Raw genomic sequence first — 14,958 nt, 5'->3', positions numbered from 1 at the left:
CATGTCCACGCCGCGGCCGGGCGGCGGTGACCCGGTGACCGGCTCGCCCGGCGAGCGCGCGTCAGGCACCTGGCCGACCGAGGACGACCCGGCAGGTTTCGCCGACGCCTGGCCCGGCCTGAAGCGCATCCCTGGCCACCCGGCAGCCTATGTGGGCCGTGGGGCCGCGGAATGTCTGGGGGAGGCGCTGGCCCAGCTACGCGTCAAGCGGCTCCTGGTGGTTCACGGCCGGACCTCCTATGAACGCTCGGGCGCCCACCGGTTCATCGCGGCCCTGTCAGCGCGGCACGAGGTGGAGCACTTCGACGGCGTACAGCCCAACCCGGGCATCGAGCAGATCCGGGCCGGGATCACCACCATGCGGCGCTTCGAGCCGCAAGCGGTGATCGGTATCGGCGGCGGCAGCAGCCTGGACGTGGCCAAGGCGATAGCAGTCTTGGCCGAGCAGCGTCGCAGCCCGGAAGAGTGTCTGCGGCACCCCGAGGTCATCACCGAAGTCCGCCGGTGCGCACTCGTGCTGATGCCCACCACCGCGGGCTCCGGGAGCGAGATGACACAGTTCGCCACTGTTTACGTCGAAGGGCGCAAGCAGTCCCTCGACGTGGACCAGGCCAGGGCCGACCTGGCCCTCGTCGACCAGGACCTGACCGAATCACTGCCGCTCGGGGACTCTGTCTCGACCGGTCTCGACGCCCTGGCTCAAAGCATCGAGTCGTACTGGTCCGTCGCGGCTACGCCGGCCTCACAGACGCTGGCGTTGGACGCGCTGGGCAAGCTACTGCCCGCGCTCGCCCTCGCGGCGGACACCGGCGTCTTCTCGGATCCACGGGTACGCACCGAGTTGGCCCTTGGCGCCTCCCTGGCGGGGGCCGCGATCAACATCAGCCGCACCACGGCGGCACATGCCTTGTCGTACGACCTGACCCTGCGCCTCGGACTGGCCCACGGCACAGCCGTGGCCCTGCACCTGCCCTGGCTGCTGGAGCGGCACGCCAGGCTGACCGACCCGGACTGTCGGCATCCGCAGGGCTCCGCGGCCGTGCGCGACGCGGTGGCCGACATCGAGAACATCGCGCACACCCAAGCCGGGCGCGGGGTAAGGCAGTTGACCGAACAGCTACTGGCCTTGGCCGACCGACCGACCGGAATCGAACAACTCGCCCTGCCCGCGGACCGTTGGCTTGCCCCCATGACGGCGGCTCTGGCTTCCGGCCGAGCCGCCAACAATCCCTGTGTGCTTACTGTGGCCGACTTGCTGCCACTCCTTGACTGAGTGATGAGGGAGTCTGGAAAGTTGCGGCCTCGCCTCGCAATGCCGTGCAGTTGCTGAGCCCTTCCAGCGGGGCCACTGATCGGGTGACGACACAGATATCCGCAATGCACGAGGCTCTCGTGCCGTTCTCGTCGGCAGTCGGTGTCTCCTGTGACGGCGGCCTCTACGGTGGAGTCGACCGCGCCCGCGGACTCCCACACCGAAGCCATGGTGTTGAGCAGAGTCGGTTGGGCGGGCTGCCTCCCAGAGTCGCACCTGGTCGCAGGTGGCCTCACCATCCGTCAGCGACCGCGAAGCCACCGGGACCGATCCACACCGAGCGCCCCGCTCCCTTGCGCGCCACGCGAGCCGGCGTGGCGCGTTTTCCGCGTATTGCCACGCCAGTCCGGGTGTTCTAATATCTCGCGACGATAAGTTGGAAAATCCAACTCTGCGCGCAACGCGCGGATGGAGCTGCCGCATGGGTGAGTCAACGCTCAGTCCCATCGCCTCGACGCTCGACCCCGCCGAAGCGATGGCTGCACTCGGTACCCCCGCGGGCCGGGCCAACCCCTATCCGATCTACGAGGCGTTACGGGCTCACGGCCCGGTGCTGAACCTCGGCCCCCTGGCCGTCCTGACCGGCTACGAGGAGTGTGCGCGGGCGCTGCGCGAACCGGCGTTCGTCTCCACCGACCCGACGATGCGCGACCGACTGGTGCCGGGGTGGCGGGAGCAGCCCGCCTGGCGGTCCATCTGCACCACCATGCTGTTCCACAACGACCCGATCCACGAGCGGCTGCGGCGGTTCTCCACGACCCCGTTCAGCCCCACCGCCGTCAGCGCGATGCGGCCCATGCTGGAACGGCTCACCGAAGCGGCCGTCGACCGGGTGGAGAAGCTCGGCGCGGGCGGCGAACCGGTCGAGTTCATGGACACCTTCGCCTGCCGACTGCCGCTGGCGGTCATGGGTGAGCTGCTGGGCATCCCGCCCGAGGAGCAGCCGGCGATCCAGCCGCTGCTGCGCCCGGTCACCGAGGGCCTCGACCCGTTCGGCGACCCGGCCCTGCTCACCTCGGCCAACCACGCCGTGGAGGAGCTTGCCGCCTACTTCGCGGACCTGGTCGCCCGCCGCCGCGCCACACCTGAGCAGGACCTGGTCTCCGCGTTCGCCAAGGCCCGCGACGACGGCGCGGACCTGAGCGAGGACGAGCTGATCGCGACGTACATGGTGCTCCTGGTGGCCGGGACCGCCGCGCCGTTCGACCTGGTGGGCAACACCATGGCGCTCGCCGCCCGGCACCCCGAGCACGCGGACCGGGTCCGCGAGGATCCGGAGCTCGCTGCGGCCTTCGTGGAGGAGGGGTTCCGGTACGACCCGGCCGTCCAGGTGCTCAACCGGGTGGTCGCCGAGGACATCGAGTACTTCGGCGTCCCCCTGCCCGCCGGAACCGCCGTCCTGCTGCTGATCGCGGCCGGCAACCGGGATCCGCGTCGCTTCGACGCCCCGGGCCGCTTCGACCCCTCCCGCCCCAACGTCCAGCCGCTGACGTTCGGTCTCGGCGCCCACTACTGCCTCGGCTCGGCCCTGGGACGGCTGGAAGGTGCGATCGCCCTGAACGCCCTCGTCCGGCGCTTCCCGAACCCGGTGATCCACGGCGAGCCGACATACCGTGACCAGTTGGTCCAGCGTGGCTTCGAGACGTTCCACATCCGGGTCTCGTGACCCGGACCGCCAGACCCGCCTCACATACTTGAGTGGAGAACGATGGCTCAGCAGACATCAGCCGCCGCGGCGAAGGCGACGAACCCGGGGTTCCGGCTCGTCTTCGCCCTCGTGGCCGCCGGCGTGGCGATGTCCAATCTGGATCTCTTCGTCGTCAACGTGGCGATGCCAGACATCAGCGCCGATTTCCACGGCACCGCGTTATCTTCTCTGTCCTGGGTGCTGAACGCCTACGCCGTGGTCTTCGCCGCGCTGCTCGTCCCTGCCGGAAGTATCGCCGACCGCACCGGTCCGCGGCGCGCCTATCTGCTGGGCGTCGGCGTCTTCACCGCCGCCTCCGTGCTGTGCGCGGTCGCCCCGGGCGTGTGGTTCCTCGTCGGGGCCCGCGTGGTACAAGCCGCGGGGGCGGCCCTGCTGATCCCGGCGTCGCTCGGGATCCTGCTGGCCGCCGCCGCGCCGGAGCAGCGCACACCGGCGATCCGCAACTGGGCCGCCCTCAGCGGCCTCGCCGCCGCGCTGGGGCCGGTCATCGGCGGCGCGCTCGCGCAGCTCGACTGGCGGTGGATCTTCCTGATCAACCTTCCGGTGGGAGTCGTCACCGTCATCTTCGGCCTGCGCGCCCTCCCCCGCACCCCGGGCCACGCGACCGGCGGCCCCGTCGACCTGCTGGGCGCGGGCCTGCTCACCGGTGGCGTCGGCGCCGTCGCCCTGGGCCTGGTCAAGGGTCAGTCCTGGGGCTGGGCCTCCGCCGGTCCCGCGATCTGCCTGGGCGTCGCCGTCGTCCTGTTGGCGCTGTTCGCCCTGCACTCGGGGCGCCACCCCTCGCCGGTGCTGCCCCTGGACCTGCTGCGGCTGCCGTCCGTGCGCCCGGCCATGCTGGCGAACCTGCTGTTCGCGGTACCGTTCGCGACCATGCTGCTGTCGGTGACCCTGTGGTGCCAGGACGTGTGGTCGTGGTCGGCCCTGACCACGGGCCTGGCGATCGCCCCGGGACCGCTCATGGTGCCTCTGCTGTCGAAGTACGCCGGGATGGTGGGGCGGCGAATCGGGCTGGGTGCCACGGCCACGGTCGGCTGCGTGCTGTTCGGCCTCGGGCTCGCGTGGTGGCTGGTACGCCTGGACCCCTCCGACCACGACTACCTGACCGGGCTGCTGCCGGGCATGCTGCTGACCGGGATCGGCGTCTGCCTCGCGATGCCCACCCTGGTGGCGACCGCCGTGAGCAAACTGCCCCCGCAGAACTTCTCCACCGGGTCCGCGCTGGCGACCATGGCCCGGCAGGCCGGCGGCGTGATCGGGGTAGCCGGGCTGGTCGCCGTGATCGGTGAACCGCGCGGAACGGACGCGCTGGTCCACGCCTTCGACCACGGCTGGGTGTTCGGCCTCGCGGGCACGGTGGCCGCGACGCTCTCCTGCTGTCTGTTGCTGCGGCACACCCGCCCCGCCCCGCCCGCCTCCCCCGCACGTCCGACGACCGACAGCGTGAAGGACGTATCCCATGGCCGATGACCCGCTCAACGCGCTCTTCGCCTTCGTGCGGAAGAACTCGCCTTTCTACCAGGAGCTGTACGCGGGCCTCCCGGAGACCGTCGACAGCCTCTCCGAGTTACCGATCGTCGACCACGCGGCCTTCTGGGAGGCCAACTCCCTCACCGGCAACCGAGTCCTGACCGCTCCCCTCGCCGAGGCCGTTGTCTACAAGAGCGGCGGCACCACAGGGGCCCCCAAGTTCTCCTGCTACACCCGCGACGAGTGGGACCGGCTCGCCACGGCACTCGGTGCGGGGCTGGTCGAGATGGGACTGCGGGACGGCCACCGGGTGGCGAACCTCTTCTACGTCGGTGAGCTGTACGCCAGTTTCTTCATGTTCGGGGACTCCCTCACCCACGTGCCGGTGGATACCGTACGGCTGCCCGTCGGCGGCGCGGCCTCCCCCGAGACGGCCGCCCATGTGCTCCAGGAGTTCGCCGTCCAGGTCGTCGGAGGCACACCGACCACGCTGTGCGGGGTCGCCGGGCACTTGACCGCCCGAGGCGAGTCGGTGCCCTCTGTCGAGCTGCTGTTCTTCGCCGGCGAACCGGTCTTCGAGGACCAACGGCGGCTGCTGGCACAGGCTTTCCCGCGCGCGACGGTGAGCCCGGCGGCGTACGTCAGCGTCGACGCGGGGCAGCTCGGGCATCCCAAGCCGGACGGCGAGGGGCGCCATGTGTACCGGGCGCCGACGCAGGACATGATGCTGGAGATCGTCGACGAGGACACCGGCGAGCCGATCCGCACGGCGGGGCGGCCCGGGCGGATCCTGAAGACCGACCTGAGCCGTCGGCTTATGCCACTGCTGCGCTATCCGGTGGGCGACCGGGGCGAGTGGCTGGACGTCGAGGCGGGTCTCTTCCGGATCCTGGGGCGGCACGAGGAGGGTGCCCGGATCGGGCCGGTGACGGTGTACGTCGAGGACATCCGCCGCATCGTCAACGAGGCCGATGGCGCCGGCGACATCGTCGGCGTCCAGCTCGTCGCCCGGCACTGGGAGGGGCGGGACGGCCTGGTGTTACGGCTGGCGGGCCGCCCTGGCTTCACCGACAGCGGTGCCCTGGCCGACGCCGTGGTGGCCGGGCTGGACGCCGGGCGCCAGCTGTACGCCGAGAGCGTGGCGGCAGGTTACGTCCACCCGGTCACCGTGGAGTGGACCGACCACGCCGGTCTCGCGGTGAACCATCGCACCGGGAAACTGCTGCGGGTGGTGGACGAACGGCCGAACGCCTGACGGCCGTTCACAGCTGGTCCATCACGAAGTCCGCCTTGGCGGCGCCGCACTCAGGGCACTCCCAGGCGTCCGGGATGTCCTGCCAGGCGGTTCCGGGCGGTATGCCCTCCTCCGGCAGTCCCAGTTCCTCGTAGTAGACCCATCCGCACAGCAGGCACATCCAGGCGCGCTTGCCGTCGGTCACAGCCTGGTCCTCCCGCCTCGTCGGTCCGCCGTGTGCTCGGCGACGAAGGCGGAGACCAGTGCCCGGACGTGTCGGGACACGAGGATCGCCAGGTGCCCCTCCCCCGGCGCCCTCTCCAGGCGGGCTTCGCTCAGCCCGGCCACGACAGTCTCGGCGTCGGTGTACGGAACCATCGGGTCGTCGGGGTCATGGATGGCCAGCACCGGGCATTCCAGGGACCGTCCTAGGCCCACGGCGTCCCAGTGGGTCACCGGGACGCCGTTGCGGCGGTGCAACTCACGGCGGATGCCGTCCACCGTGGCGCTGGACAGCCGTAACCCGGCGCCGTCCCACCGCTCCAGCACTCCCGCCAGTGTGCAGGTGGGGGAGATCAGCACCAGGCAGTCCAGGGGCGCGCCGCGCGCCGCCGCCGCGGCGATCGCCGCGATCGTGCCCAGGGAGTGCGCGACGACCACCCGCACGTCCCCCAGCGTGTCCAGCACCGCGCCCACCGCGTCGGCGTACTGGGACATGGTCGCCTGCGAGCCCGCGCGCACCCCGTGCGCCGGGGCGTCGAAGGCGGCGACGGTGAAGCCCAGGTCCCGCATCGGCCCGACCAGCGGATGCATGCTGCTGCTGTCGGAGGCCCAGCCGTGCACGAGCAGGGCCGTGCCCGCGGCGGACCGCTCGCCCCACAGGTAACCGCTCGGTGAGTCGGGGCAGTTCTCGACGGAGAACCGCGCCGCCCCGATGGGCAGCAGGTTGTCGGGCCGGATGCGCAGCGCCCGGGTGTCGCTGAAGACATCCGTCGCCCAGCGAGACACCGCCCCGGGAGCCACGGCCCCCAGGGCGGCGTACGCGATCCCGCGCAGCGTCCGTCCCGCCGACAAGCCCGCTGTCATGAAGCGCGCTTCCCGGTGACCGCGGCCGGCTGCGTCTCCGGCTCCACCTTGGCCCGTGAGAGGTCGGTGTAGAAGCCCGACTCCGTGTCATAGAAGTGGAGTCGGCGCACGATTAGCCACATCTGTTTGAAGGAGAACCGGCGTTCGCGCACCATGCCCGGGTACTGCCGCTTCAGCGCCTGCTGGGCCCGGGGCAGGTTGTAGAAGGGCACCACCGGAGCGACGTGGTGGGCCGTATGGATGGAGATGTTGTGTGTCAGGAACAGCAGCCACCTCGGGTACACGTAGTCCGTGGTGACCAGCAGTCGGCTGACGTTGCGTGTCCAGTGCTCCGCGGTCAGGTAAGGCACGTCGCTCGCGCTGTGGTGCATGAGGGTGGTGGCGCTGAACCAGGCGTGGGTGACGAGCCAGGGCGCCACGAAGCAGACGAGGATGCCCTCGACGCCGAAGAACCAGCCCAGCATGGTTACATACGGCACCGCCACCAGCAGCACGAAGGCCATCGAGCGCCGCACCTCGCGCCGCTGCTGCCGCTTGGGGAAGAACCCGGGGCGGAAGCCGGACTTCAGCCAGTAGTCGATGGTGCCGCCCCAGAATGCCCAGGTGCGGGTGGAGAGGTAGACCAGTTTCTGGCGCAGGGACATCCGGTCGTACATGCCGGCCGGCAGCGGCCGCCAGTCCGTGTCCAGCTCCAGGTGGTTGGTGCTGCTGTGGTGCATGTTGTGCACGTGCCGCCATGCGTGGAAGGGGTAGACGATGGGCAGCAGCGAGATGTGCCCCACGGCGTGGTTGAACCTGCGGGACCGTGAGAAAGATCCGTGTCCGCAGTCGTGCGCAATGCAGTGCAGCCCCCAGCCGCCGAGGCCCGCCACAACCCACAGCGGAATCCGGAGCCACCAGTTCGGGCTCCAGAGGAGACCGGCGACGGCACCGGCGTACAGCGCCCAGCTGACCGCGAAGCCCAGCAGGCCCCGGGCCACCCGCGGCTGGAAGTACTCCTTGGGGATGGCGTCGGCCAGCCGCTCCCCCTCGATCTGCCGCGACCGGCGGAGAAAGTCATCGAAATGTGCGTCGGGTGCCGAAGGAAAGTTGAACGCGCCCATGTCGCCTCCCGCTAGAGCCGGAGTTCCCGCGCCAGGTACTGGCTCAGTTCGTCGATGGACTGGTACTCGTACAGCAGCCCCGGGGACAGCCGGTGCTCAACCACCTTCTCCAGCGCGCCGGAGACCTGTACGGCCACGCGCGAGTCGAGACCGTACGACTCGAAGGTCTTCCTGGTGTCGATGGTGCCCGGGGCTACGTCAAGGCGCGCCGCGAGGTACTCGACCAGCCACTGGTGCAGAGCCTTCTCCGTCAGCGGGCCCTCGGGTTTGGGCACGGTTCGCTTCCTCTTGAACATGTCCGCAACTCCTGCTCCGGGTAGGGGGTTGGCGTCAGGCAGCCGTGGTCCTCTGCCGGCGTTCCTTGCGGCGTGCGATCGCCGCCTTGTCCGGTCCGCGCAGGCTCCATACGACCCCGAGCCTGCCGAGTCCGGCGACCAGCCAGCCGCTGAGGTCGGGTTCCCACCAGGTGACCCCGTGCCGGTAGGAGCCGGGGAACGCGTGGTGGTTGTTCTGCAGCCCCTCGCCGAAGGTGAGCAGGGCGACGGGCCAGTTGTTGGCGCTGCGGTCCTCGTTGTCGAAGGGGCGGCCGCCGAACGCGTGGCAGACGGAACCCACGCACCACGCCGCCTGGTTGGCGACGAAGATGCGCGCGAGGCCGCCGAAGACCAGACCGGTCAGCGCGGACATCGCGGTGCCCTCGACGGCGAAGCCGATCAGGGCGGGCGCGAGGAGCCCGGCGAGCACCCACACCGGGTAGGTGCGGTGGTAGTACATGAGCCGGCGGTTGCGCAGGACGTCCGGCCCGAAGACGGTCCACTTGCTGGACTCGGGGCTGAGCATCCACGGCATGTGGGCGTACCACAAGCCGTGCAGACGCTCCTTGAAGGTACGGCCGTGCAGGTTCGGGGAATGCGGGTCGCCGTCCCGGTCGCTGAAGCGGTGGTGGCGGCGGTGCGTGGTCACCCAGAACATCAGTGGGCCCTGGGCGCCCATGGAGCCCGCGACGACGAGCACTGCTTCGAAGGCGGGGGAGGTCTTGAACGCCTTGTGGGCGAGGTAGCGGTGGAAGCCGACCGTGATTCCGAACATGTGGACGAAGTACATCGCACCGAACAGCCACAGGTCAGTCGCCGTGTACATCCCCGCCCACAGGAAGTACACCGCGCCCGCAGTACCGATGAGCGGCAGCGTCATGGTGGTCAGGGCGGAGAAACGTTTGATCCGCAGGCTGGCGGGGTCCAGCCTGATCACGCCGGGCGACAGTGCGCCCGGGGTGGCCGTGCCCGTGGACATCAGGCAACTCCTCTCTGCTGGGTCTTCTCACGGGGCCGTTCGTGCTCGGGGTACCGCGCGTCGGACACCAGCCCCAGGGCGTCGAGGACCCGGATGACCGACCCGGTGGGGTCGATCTGCCACAGCCCGTGCCGGTTGTGCGCCAGGGCGGGACGCGCATGGTGGTTGTTGTGCCAGGAACCGCCGACCGAGATGGCCGCCAGGGGCGCCACGTTGCGGCTGTTGTCCCGGGTCCGGTAGGGACGGTTGCCCAGGGTGTGGCCGAGGGAGTTGATCCCCCAGGTCACCTGGTCGAGGAGGAAGATCCGCGCCAGTCCGCCCCACAGAAGGCCGCCGAGGGCGCCGCGCGCGGTCCCGGTGCACAGCCAGCCCAGCAACGTCGGCAGGGCGAGTCCGGCCAGGACCCACCAGAAGTAGTACTGGTTGAGCCGCACGACGAGCCGGTCCCTGACCAGGTCGGGGACGCGCTTGCCCCAGTTCTGGCGGCGCACCGAGAACAGCCAGCCGACGTGTCCGTGCCACAGGCCCCGGAGCCGGGCGCCCCGGCCGGAGCCGATCGGCCGCGGCGAGTGCGGGTCGCCGTCCCGGTCGGTGAAGGCGTGGTGCTGGCGGTGGGTAGCGACCCAGAACAGCACCGGCCCCTGCGCCGCCATGCTTCCGGCGATGCCCCACGTGGCCGTCACGACAGGGCCCGCGCGGAAGGACCGGTGGGAGAAAAAGCGGTGGAAGCCGCCCTCCACGCCCAGCGAGGTCACCGCGTACATGCCGACCAGCAGCAGGCCGTCGGTGAGAGTGAAGCCGTACCGGAGGGAGAAGACGACGGCCGCGACGAAGCCGACCGTGGGGACGCCCACCGTCACGAAGGCCAGCCGCCTGGCCGCCGGGTCGGCCTCCCCTGCGGGCGAGGCCGACGGGCCGGGTGCCGAGGTGGTGCCGCGTGCTGGGCCGGTGCCGCCGGGGCCGCTCCCCGATACGGCGCCGTCAAAACCACTCACCGCACCAGCCCCACCGGAGCCGCTCCCCGCGGAGGGCGTGGGCCCGGTCACCGGACCGGTGCCTGAGGCCGGGCGGCGGGCCGCGGGAAGGACTTCAGTTCGCCCGCCAGCCAGGCGGCGCGGGTGGCGGCGCGGCGAACCTTGCCGCTGGTGGTCATGAGCACCGTCCCCGGCGGCCCGAAGTGCAGCGCCGCGGGGCGCACCCCGTGCTCGCCGGTGATCTCGGCGGTGACCCGGTCACGCAGTTCGCCCTCCTCCCGAATGAACTCCTCGGCAGGACCGCGGAATTCGGCGACCACGACCACCATCTCCTCGACGCCGTGCTCGGCGGGCACGGAGAAGGCCGCCGTCCTGCGCATCGCGGGGTGGGAGCGCCGTACGGACTCCTCGACGTCCTGCGGGTGGATGTTGCGCCCACCGACGACGATCAGGTCCTTGAGCCGTCCGGTGACGAACAGCTCGCCGTCGAACAGGAACCCGAGGTCGCCACTGCGGAGGTACTCCGGCCTGTCGTCGGCCAGACGCGCGCCGAACGTGTCGTGGGTCGCGTCCGGGCGGTCGAGGTAGCCCGCCGCCACGTTCGGCCCGCCGATCCACAGCTCGCCGATCCGTCCGGGGGGCAGCTCGCGTCCGGTGGCGGGGTCGACCACGCGGACCTCGTGTCCGTCGGCCACGGCTCCGCAGCTGACGAGTTCCACCGCGCCCCCGTCGGCGGCTTCCGCGTGGCGGGCCTCACCTTGTTCCAGGGCCCGTTTGTCGAGTCGTTCGATCCTCGGGTGCCCGCTGGCCAGCGTCTTGCCCGCGACGAAGAGCGTGGCCTCGGCGAGGCCGTAGCAGGGGATGACCGAGGACGCGTCGAAGCCGCAGGTCGGCCCGAAGCGGTCCGCGAACTGCTGGAGGGTCGCGCCCGACACCGGTTCGCTGCCGCAGAAGACCTGGCGCAGCGTGCTGAGGTCGAGGGTGCGCAGCTCGTCGTCGTCGATGGCGGAGGCGCACAGGTCGAAGGCGAAGTTGGGCCCGACGGTGATGGTCACCCGGTGGTCGGTGATCGCCTTCAGCCAGCGGTAGGGGTGCTGCACGAAGTGCAGCGGCGACATCATGACCAGCGGCCAGCCGCCGTGCACGGCGAGCAGGATGGTCCCCATCAGTCCCATGTCATGGTAGGGCGGGAGCCAAGAACAGCCGACCCGGTCGGGATCGGCGCCCATGTGCCGGGCCAGCGCCTCGCAGTTGCTGACCAGGTTGGCGTGGGTGAGAACGACGCCCTTGGGGTCGCCGGTGGAACCGGAGCTGTACTGCAGCAGCGCCGGGTCGGCCACCCTGAGTGGGGTGTCCGAGGGGGCATGGAAGAAGTCCTCGTCGGGGAAGATCCAGCGGGGCCGCGGCAGCCCGGCCGGGAGCTGCTCCTCGAACTCGGCGACGTGCGGGGCGAACCGCGCGTCGGTGAGAACGGCATCGGGGGCGCAGTCGGCCACGATGGAGCGGAACCGGGCCAGCGAGCCCCGCCCCACCGGGGGGAACGACGGTACGGCGGTGGCGCCGGACCGGAGGATCCCGAACAGGCCGGCCACGTAGTCGAGGCCGGGGTCGAGGGCCAGGACCACCCGGCCGCCGTCGACGCCGGCGCGGTTCAGCTCGCCGGAGACCGCTCGGGCACAGGTGGCCAGTTCCCGATAAGTCCAGTCTGTTTTCTGGTCACTTGTTCCGTCCGACAGAAAACGGAAAGCGATCTTCTCCGGCTGTTCGTCGGCTCGTTTTTCCATGATTTCGGGCATGGAAGTTCCCGTGCAGTTCTTCGAGGCGTGCACAGAAAAAACCTTTCTGCCACATTCGAATTCAGAAAGGAACCTTGCAGGATCAGCCCTGCCGCACGACACGCAACTGATGGCCGGAACCCAGATGCGTTCCGTCCGGATCCCACGCGTCCATGGTTTCGTCGACCCATCCTCCGGAATCGGCCGACACCGTCCGCGCCCGTACCAGGACCCAAGGGGAGTGCGCACCGGACAGGCCAGCCGCAGGCCGTACCGTCAGCTCGACGGTCGGGACGAGGACGAGGGTGGAGAGGATCGCCGTGTACGACGGCGCCAGGGCGTCCATGAGGAAAACGAACCGGAGGACATCCGGCGGGTCGTCGTCCTCGGTGAGCCGCACCCAGGCCGTCAGCTCGGGTTCGTCGCCGCCCGCGTAGGGGCGGCCCGGTCCCACCGGACGGATCTCCATGCTGGTGGAGATGGGCAAGAACTCCCTGGGGATGACGAGCGGTTCGCACTCCTCGGGTGCGGGTGCCGCCGGCGCGGAGGCCGTCACGACGGGCGACGGGGGTACCCCGGCCGCCCCGAACACCGCGCTCGCCTCGATATGTTTGGCCGCATCGGACTCGGCTGCGGCGGTCACGGTCCTGGTGGTCCTCCCGGACCGGGCCAGGCCGCTCGTCACATGGAATCCGGACCGAATGGGCCTGCCGAACGTCGCACTGATGCTCCGCAACTCAAGGCCGGAAGCGTGCGTTCGCATAACGGATCCGAGGAGTGCGAGCGCGAATCCCCCGTGAAGGCCCCCGAAGCCGTGCAAGTGCTGTGGAGCGTCTACCTGATCTGCCACCGGTTTACGCAGAATTCTGCCCGGCGGATCTAAGTCGACTCCGTCACTTGTTGACATATACCAACGGTAACACCAAAGAGAGTTGAGGGCATGTGATCCACCTCACATCTCCGTGAATGATCTACCGCACCGCCCCGAGACGAGTCACCCGCGCCTCGGCGGAGACAGGCGCGCCGCACTCTCCACACACCGTCACGGGATGCAGTTCGGAACCGCACTCACAGGCGAACGCGGTGGGCGCGGAACCTTGGCGAACGTAACGATCGCCCCATTCCATGAGGCTGAGCAGGATGGGACCGAGGGCTCGGCCCGCCTCCGTGGGCACATACTCATAGCGTGGCGGGGACTGCTCGTACTGCACACGCTCCAGTACGCCGCGCTCGACCAGCTTGCGCAGTCTGCTGGTCAGGATGTCCCGGCTGGCCCCGGTGGCATGGACGATCAGGTCGAAGCGCCGGACGCCGAGCAGGATCTCCCGCATCGCCAGCAGACTCCACCGCTCGCCGACCACTGACAGAGCATCGGCGATCGAGCATTCGCGCCCACCACGCGGCATTGACCACACCTCCCGCGTGACCGAGACCATACGTCTCCACCCTAATGCACAACCCAGCACTCCAGAGAGCTCTTTCCAGCCTGAACTGGTGGGTTGTGATACCCAACTCAAGGGGTGGGCGTCGCCGACCGGTACGCCTGGCAGGCCGAGACCGGGGCCGACCTGGCCAAGGTCAACATCCACGGCGGGACCACCGCGATCGGTCACCCCCTGGGCGGCACGGGGCGGTTGATGACCACACTCCTGTCCGTCCTCGAACAGCGTGGGGCGGTACGGACTGCAGACCATGTGCGAGGCCGGCGGACCGGCCAACGCCACCATTGTCGAACGGCTGCCGCAGCCCGGGCGTCTTCGACTCCGCCCCGCAGGAAGGCCGCCGCGTCGTGGCGGAGGCCGGGGCGCGAGCGAGTGAGCCTTTTCAGTGTCGCCGCTCCAGGCTGAGGATGGCGGCGGAAATCAACGGCATTCGATTCGGGCTGCACCGGACCCTGCGAAAGGCTGACGTCCGTCATGGCGAGCGTGGGGAAGAAGAAGCCGCGTCCTCGCCACTCGTTCACGTCGGAGTTCAAGGCCGGGATCGTCGAACTGTGCCGACGCTGGGACCACTTGGGCGGCCAGGTCGCCAAGGACTTCGACCTGACCCAGACCGCGGTGCGCGACCGGGTCAGGCAGGCCGAGGTCGACAACGGCGAGAGCAAGGGCCTGCCCAGCAGCGAACGCGGGGAACCGGCCCAGTTGCGGCGGGAGAACCGCCGCCTGCGGGAGGACGTGGAGATCCACGAGCGGGCCAGGGCTTTCTTCACAAGGAGACCCAGGACGGTGCAGCCGCTCATCGAGGCGGAGAGGCAGGCGGGCCGTACACCGCCCGACAAGCCCAGCAACGAGGAACACCGTCACCGCGACGGACACGGGCCTCACGGCGTCGAGTACGCAGGTACGGAACGCGGTGGGCCGGGTTGCCGACCGCAGGCGACGCACCCCTGCCCGACCGCCAGTCGGCGCCGAGCGCCCTGAAGCGGGAAGTGCCGCCGCCGCGATGCTCCCTGTCGTCTCGCTCCGCGACGATCAACGGCGTCCGCAGCATGCCATGTGGCCTAATTCAGAGTGAACTGGGGCAGCCGTCCGTCTCGGCCCCGACGGGGCCGAAGTCGGTGTCATCAGGGGGGTGTTGCCGTAGCGGTCCATGACCTGAACTCGCGCGCCCACCAGGTCCCCGCATCTACAGCGCGTTTGTTTCTGGTCCTCGCCGGGCCGTCCTGGCAGCCGTCCGGCGTCGACGCGACCGACTCCCCCAGCCCCGGGGCGCCACACCTTCCTTTCTGGAAAGCCGTGCGGGCCCCGTGGTCTCGAGCAACAACCGGAGGGAGCCGGACCCGCGCCGGGCGGAAGCAGTAGCGGGCCCACCGAACTTCGTTCGAACTGAGATCACGTTCGGGGTGGTTCCAGCAGTTTTCTCCGAAAAACAACGCCAACCGCGCGCTGGTCCCTCCACTTCTGGCATGTCGGTTGACATCGGATATCATTCGGAATGGGAAATCATCGTCGAAGGTGCCCGGACTCGCGGAAGCATGTGCGACATTTACCCACAAGCGCCACACTG

The 14,958-nt window shown here is 69.9% G+C and carries 14 protein-coding genes and 1 pseudogene; 6 read left to right on the top strand and 9 right to left on the bottom strand.

Annotated features, from left to right (window positions below; all coding sequences use genetic code 11):
- Nucleotide 1: 1 nt before the first annotated feature.
- The 4 genes from ACGFZQ_RS41915 to ACGFZQ_RS41900 all read left to right on the top strand — a co-directional run bounded on the left by ACGFZQ_RS41915 (nt 2) and on the right by ACGFZQ_RS41900 (nt 5,742).
- A complete protein-coding gene (locus ACGFZQ_RS41915) occupies nt 2–1,273 on the top strand; it encodes an iron-containing alcohol dehydrogenase (RefSeq protein ID WP_393844842.1) in 1,272 nt (423 codons plus the stop codon).
- Nucleotides 1,274–1,733: 460 nt separating this feature from the next.
- Nucleotides 1,734–2,978, top strand: coding sequence for a cytochrome P450 (locus tag ACGFZQ_RS41910; RefSeq protein ID WP_393844841.1), 1,245 nt, complete (start codon nt 1,734–1,736; stop codon nt 2,976–2,978).
- Between the two features lie 42 nt (nt 2,979–3,020).
- Entirely contained in the window at nt 3,021–4,487 is a 1,467-nt protein-coding gene (locus ACGFZQ_RS41905; protein WP_393844840.1) for an MFS transporter, read from the top strand.
- Nucleotides 4,477–5,742 (top strand): phenylacetate--CoA ligase family protein, encoded by a 1,266-nt coding sequence (locus ACGFZQ_RS41900; RefSeq protein WP_393844839.1) that lies wholly within the window; start codon nt 4,477–4,479, stop codon nt 5,740–5,742. The genes ACGFZQ_RS41905 and ACGFZQ_RS41900 overlap by 11 nt, the downstream gene beginning before the upstream one ends.
- A 7-nt stretch (nt 5,743–5,749) precedes the next feature.
- Here the strand turns inward: ACGFZQ_RS41900 and ACGFZQ_RS41895 are convergent, their stop codons facing one another.
- From ACGFZQ_RS41895 to ACGFZQ_RS41855, 9 genes are all read right to left on the bottom strand, one after another.
- Entirely contained in the window at nt 5,750–5,926 is a 177-nt protein-coding gene (locus ACGFZQ_RS41895; RefSeq protein WP_393844838.1) for a rubredoxin, read from the bottom strand.
- Nucleotides 5,923–6,807 (bottom strand): alpha/beta fold hydrolase, encoded by an 885-nt coding sequence (locus ACGFZQ_RS41890; protein WP_393844837.1) that lies wholly within the window; start codon nt 6,805–6,807, stop codon nt 5,923–5,925. The genes ACGFZQ_RS41895 and ACGFZQ_RS41890 overlap by 4 nt, the downstream gene beginning before the upstream one ends.
- Entirely contained in the window at nt 6,804–7,910 is a 1,107-nt protein-coding gene (locus tag ACGFZQ_RS41885) for a fatty acid desaturase (RefSeq protein WP_393844836.1), read from the bottom strand. The genes ACGFZQ_RS41890 and ACGFZQ_RS41885 overlap by 4 nt, the downstream gene beginning before the upstream one ends.
- An 11-nt stretch (nt 7,911–7,921) precedes the next feature.
- Nucleotides 7,922–8,185, bottom strand: a complete 264-nt coding sequence (locus tag ACGFZQ_RS41880; protein ID WP_393844835.1) for an acyl carrier protein — start codon at nt 8,183–8,185, stop codon at nt 7,922–7,924.
- A gap of 55 nt (nt 8,186–8,240) precedes the next feature.
- A complete protein-coding gene (locus tag ACGFZQ_RS41875; protein WP_393844834.1) occupies nt 8,241–9,203 on the bottom strand; it encodes an acyl-CoA desaturase in 963 nt (320 codons plus the stop codon).
- The gene (locus ACGFZQ_RS41870) at nt 9,203–10,198 is read right to left on the bottom strand and encodes an acyl-CoA desaturase (RefSeq protein ID WP_393844833.1); all 996 of its coding nucleotides are present in this window, start codon (nt 10,196–10,198) and stop codon (nt 9,203–9,205) included. The genes ACGFZQ_RS41875 and ACGFZQ_RS41870 overlap by 1 nt, the downstream gene beginning before the upstream one ends.
- A 47-nt stretch (nt 10,199–10,245) precedes the next feature.
- On the bottom strand, nt 10,246–11,973 hold the full coding sequence (locus ACGFZQ_RS41865) for a fatty acyl-AMP ligase (protein ID WP_393844832.1): 1,728 nt from the start codon (nt 11,971–11,973) through the stop codon (nt 10,246–10,248).
- 82 nt (nt 11,974–12,055) lie between these two features.
- On the bottom strand, nt 12,056–12,859 hold the full coding sequence (locus ACGFZQ_RS41860; protein ID WP_393844831.1) for a thioesterase family protein: 804 nt from the start codon (nt 12,857–12,859) through the stop codon (nt 12,056–12,058).
- A gap of 64 nt (nt 12,860–12,923) precedes the next feature.
- A complete protein-coding gene (locus ACGFZQ_RS41855) occupies nt 12,924–13,388 on the bottom strand; it encodes a winged helix-turn-helix transcriptional regulator (RefSeq protein ID WP_393844830.1) in 465 nt (154 codons plus the stop codon).
- 105 nt (nt 13,389–13,493) lie between these two features.
- On the opposite strand from ACGFZQ_RS41855, the pseudogene ACGFZQ_RS41850 reads away from it, so the two are divergent.
- Both ACGFZQ_RS41850 and ACGFZQ_RS41845 read left to right on the top strand, forming a co-directional pair.
- Nucleotides 13,494–13,692, top strand: a pseudogene (locus tag ACGFZQ_RS41850) (steroid 3-ketoacyl-CoA thiolase); the annotation flags it as partial.
- Between the two features lie 176 nt (nt 13,693–13,868).
- Complete coding sequence (locus ACGFZQ_RS41845; protein ID WP_393844829.1) at nt 13,869–14,372, top strand: hypothetical protein; 504 nt, start codon at nt 13,869–13,871, stop codon at nt 14,370–14,372.
- Nucleotides 14,373–14,958 lie beyond the last annotated feature (586 nt).

The organism is Streptomyces sp. NPDC048254, from assembly GCF_043201895.1.
Taxonomy (GTDB): Bacteria; Actinomycetota; Actinomycetes; order Streptomycetales; family Streptomycetaceae; genus Streptomyces.
Note: the sequence above shows the minus strand (reverse complement) of the source record. Positions and strands in the feature narration are given on the sequence as shown.

Coding starts and splice junctions, on each gene's coding strand:
- ACGFZQ_RS41915 (WP_393844842.1), top strand. CDS start 2: ATGTCCACGCCGCGGCCGGGCGGCGGTGACCCGGTGACCGGCTCGCCC.
- ACGFZQ_RS41910 (WP_393844841.1), top strand. CDS start 1,734: ATGGGTGAGTCAACGCTCAGTCCCATCGCCTCGACGCTCGACCCCGCC.
- ACGFZQ_RS41905 (WP_393844840.1), top strand. CDS start 3,021: ATGGCTCAGCAGACATCAGCCGCCGCGGCGAAGGCGACGAACCCGGGG.
- ACGFZQ_RS41900 (WP_393844839.1), top strand. CDS start 4,477: ATGGCCGATGACCCGCTCAACGCGCTCTTCGCCTTCGTGCGGAAGAAC.
- ACGFZQ_RS41890 (WP_393844837.1), bottom strand. CDS start 6,807: ATGACAGCGGGCTTGTCGGCGGGACGGACGCTGCGCGGGATCGCGTAC.
- ACGFZQ_RS41885 (WP_393844836.1), bottom strand. CDS start 7,910: ATGGGCGCGTTCAACTTTCCTTCGGCACCCGACGCACATTTCGATGAC.
- ACGFZQ_RS41875 (WP_393844834.1), bottom strand. CDS start 9,203: ATGTCCACGGGCACGGCCACCCCGGGCGCACTGTCGCCCGGCGTGATC.
- ACGFZQ_RS41865 (WP_393844832.1), bottom strand. CDS start 11,973: ATGCCCGAAATCATGGAAAAACGAGCCGACGAACAGCCGGAGAAGATC.
- ACGFZQ_RS41860 (WP_393844831.1), bottom strand. CDS start 12,859: ATGTCAACAAGTGACGGAGTCGACTTAGATCCGCCGGGCAGAATTCTG.
- ACGFZQ_RS41855 (WP_393844830.1), bottom strand. CDS start 13,388: ATGGTCTCGGTCACGCGGGAGGTGTGGTCAATGCCGCGTGGTGGGCGC.
- ACGFZQ_RS41845 (WP_393844829.1), top strand. CDS start 13,869: ATGGCGAGCGTGGGGAAGAAGAAGCCGCGTCCTCGCCACTCGTTCACG.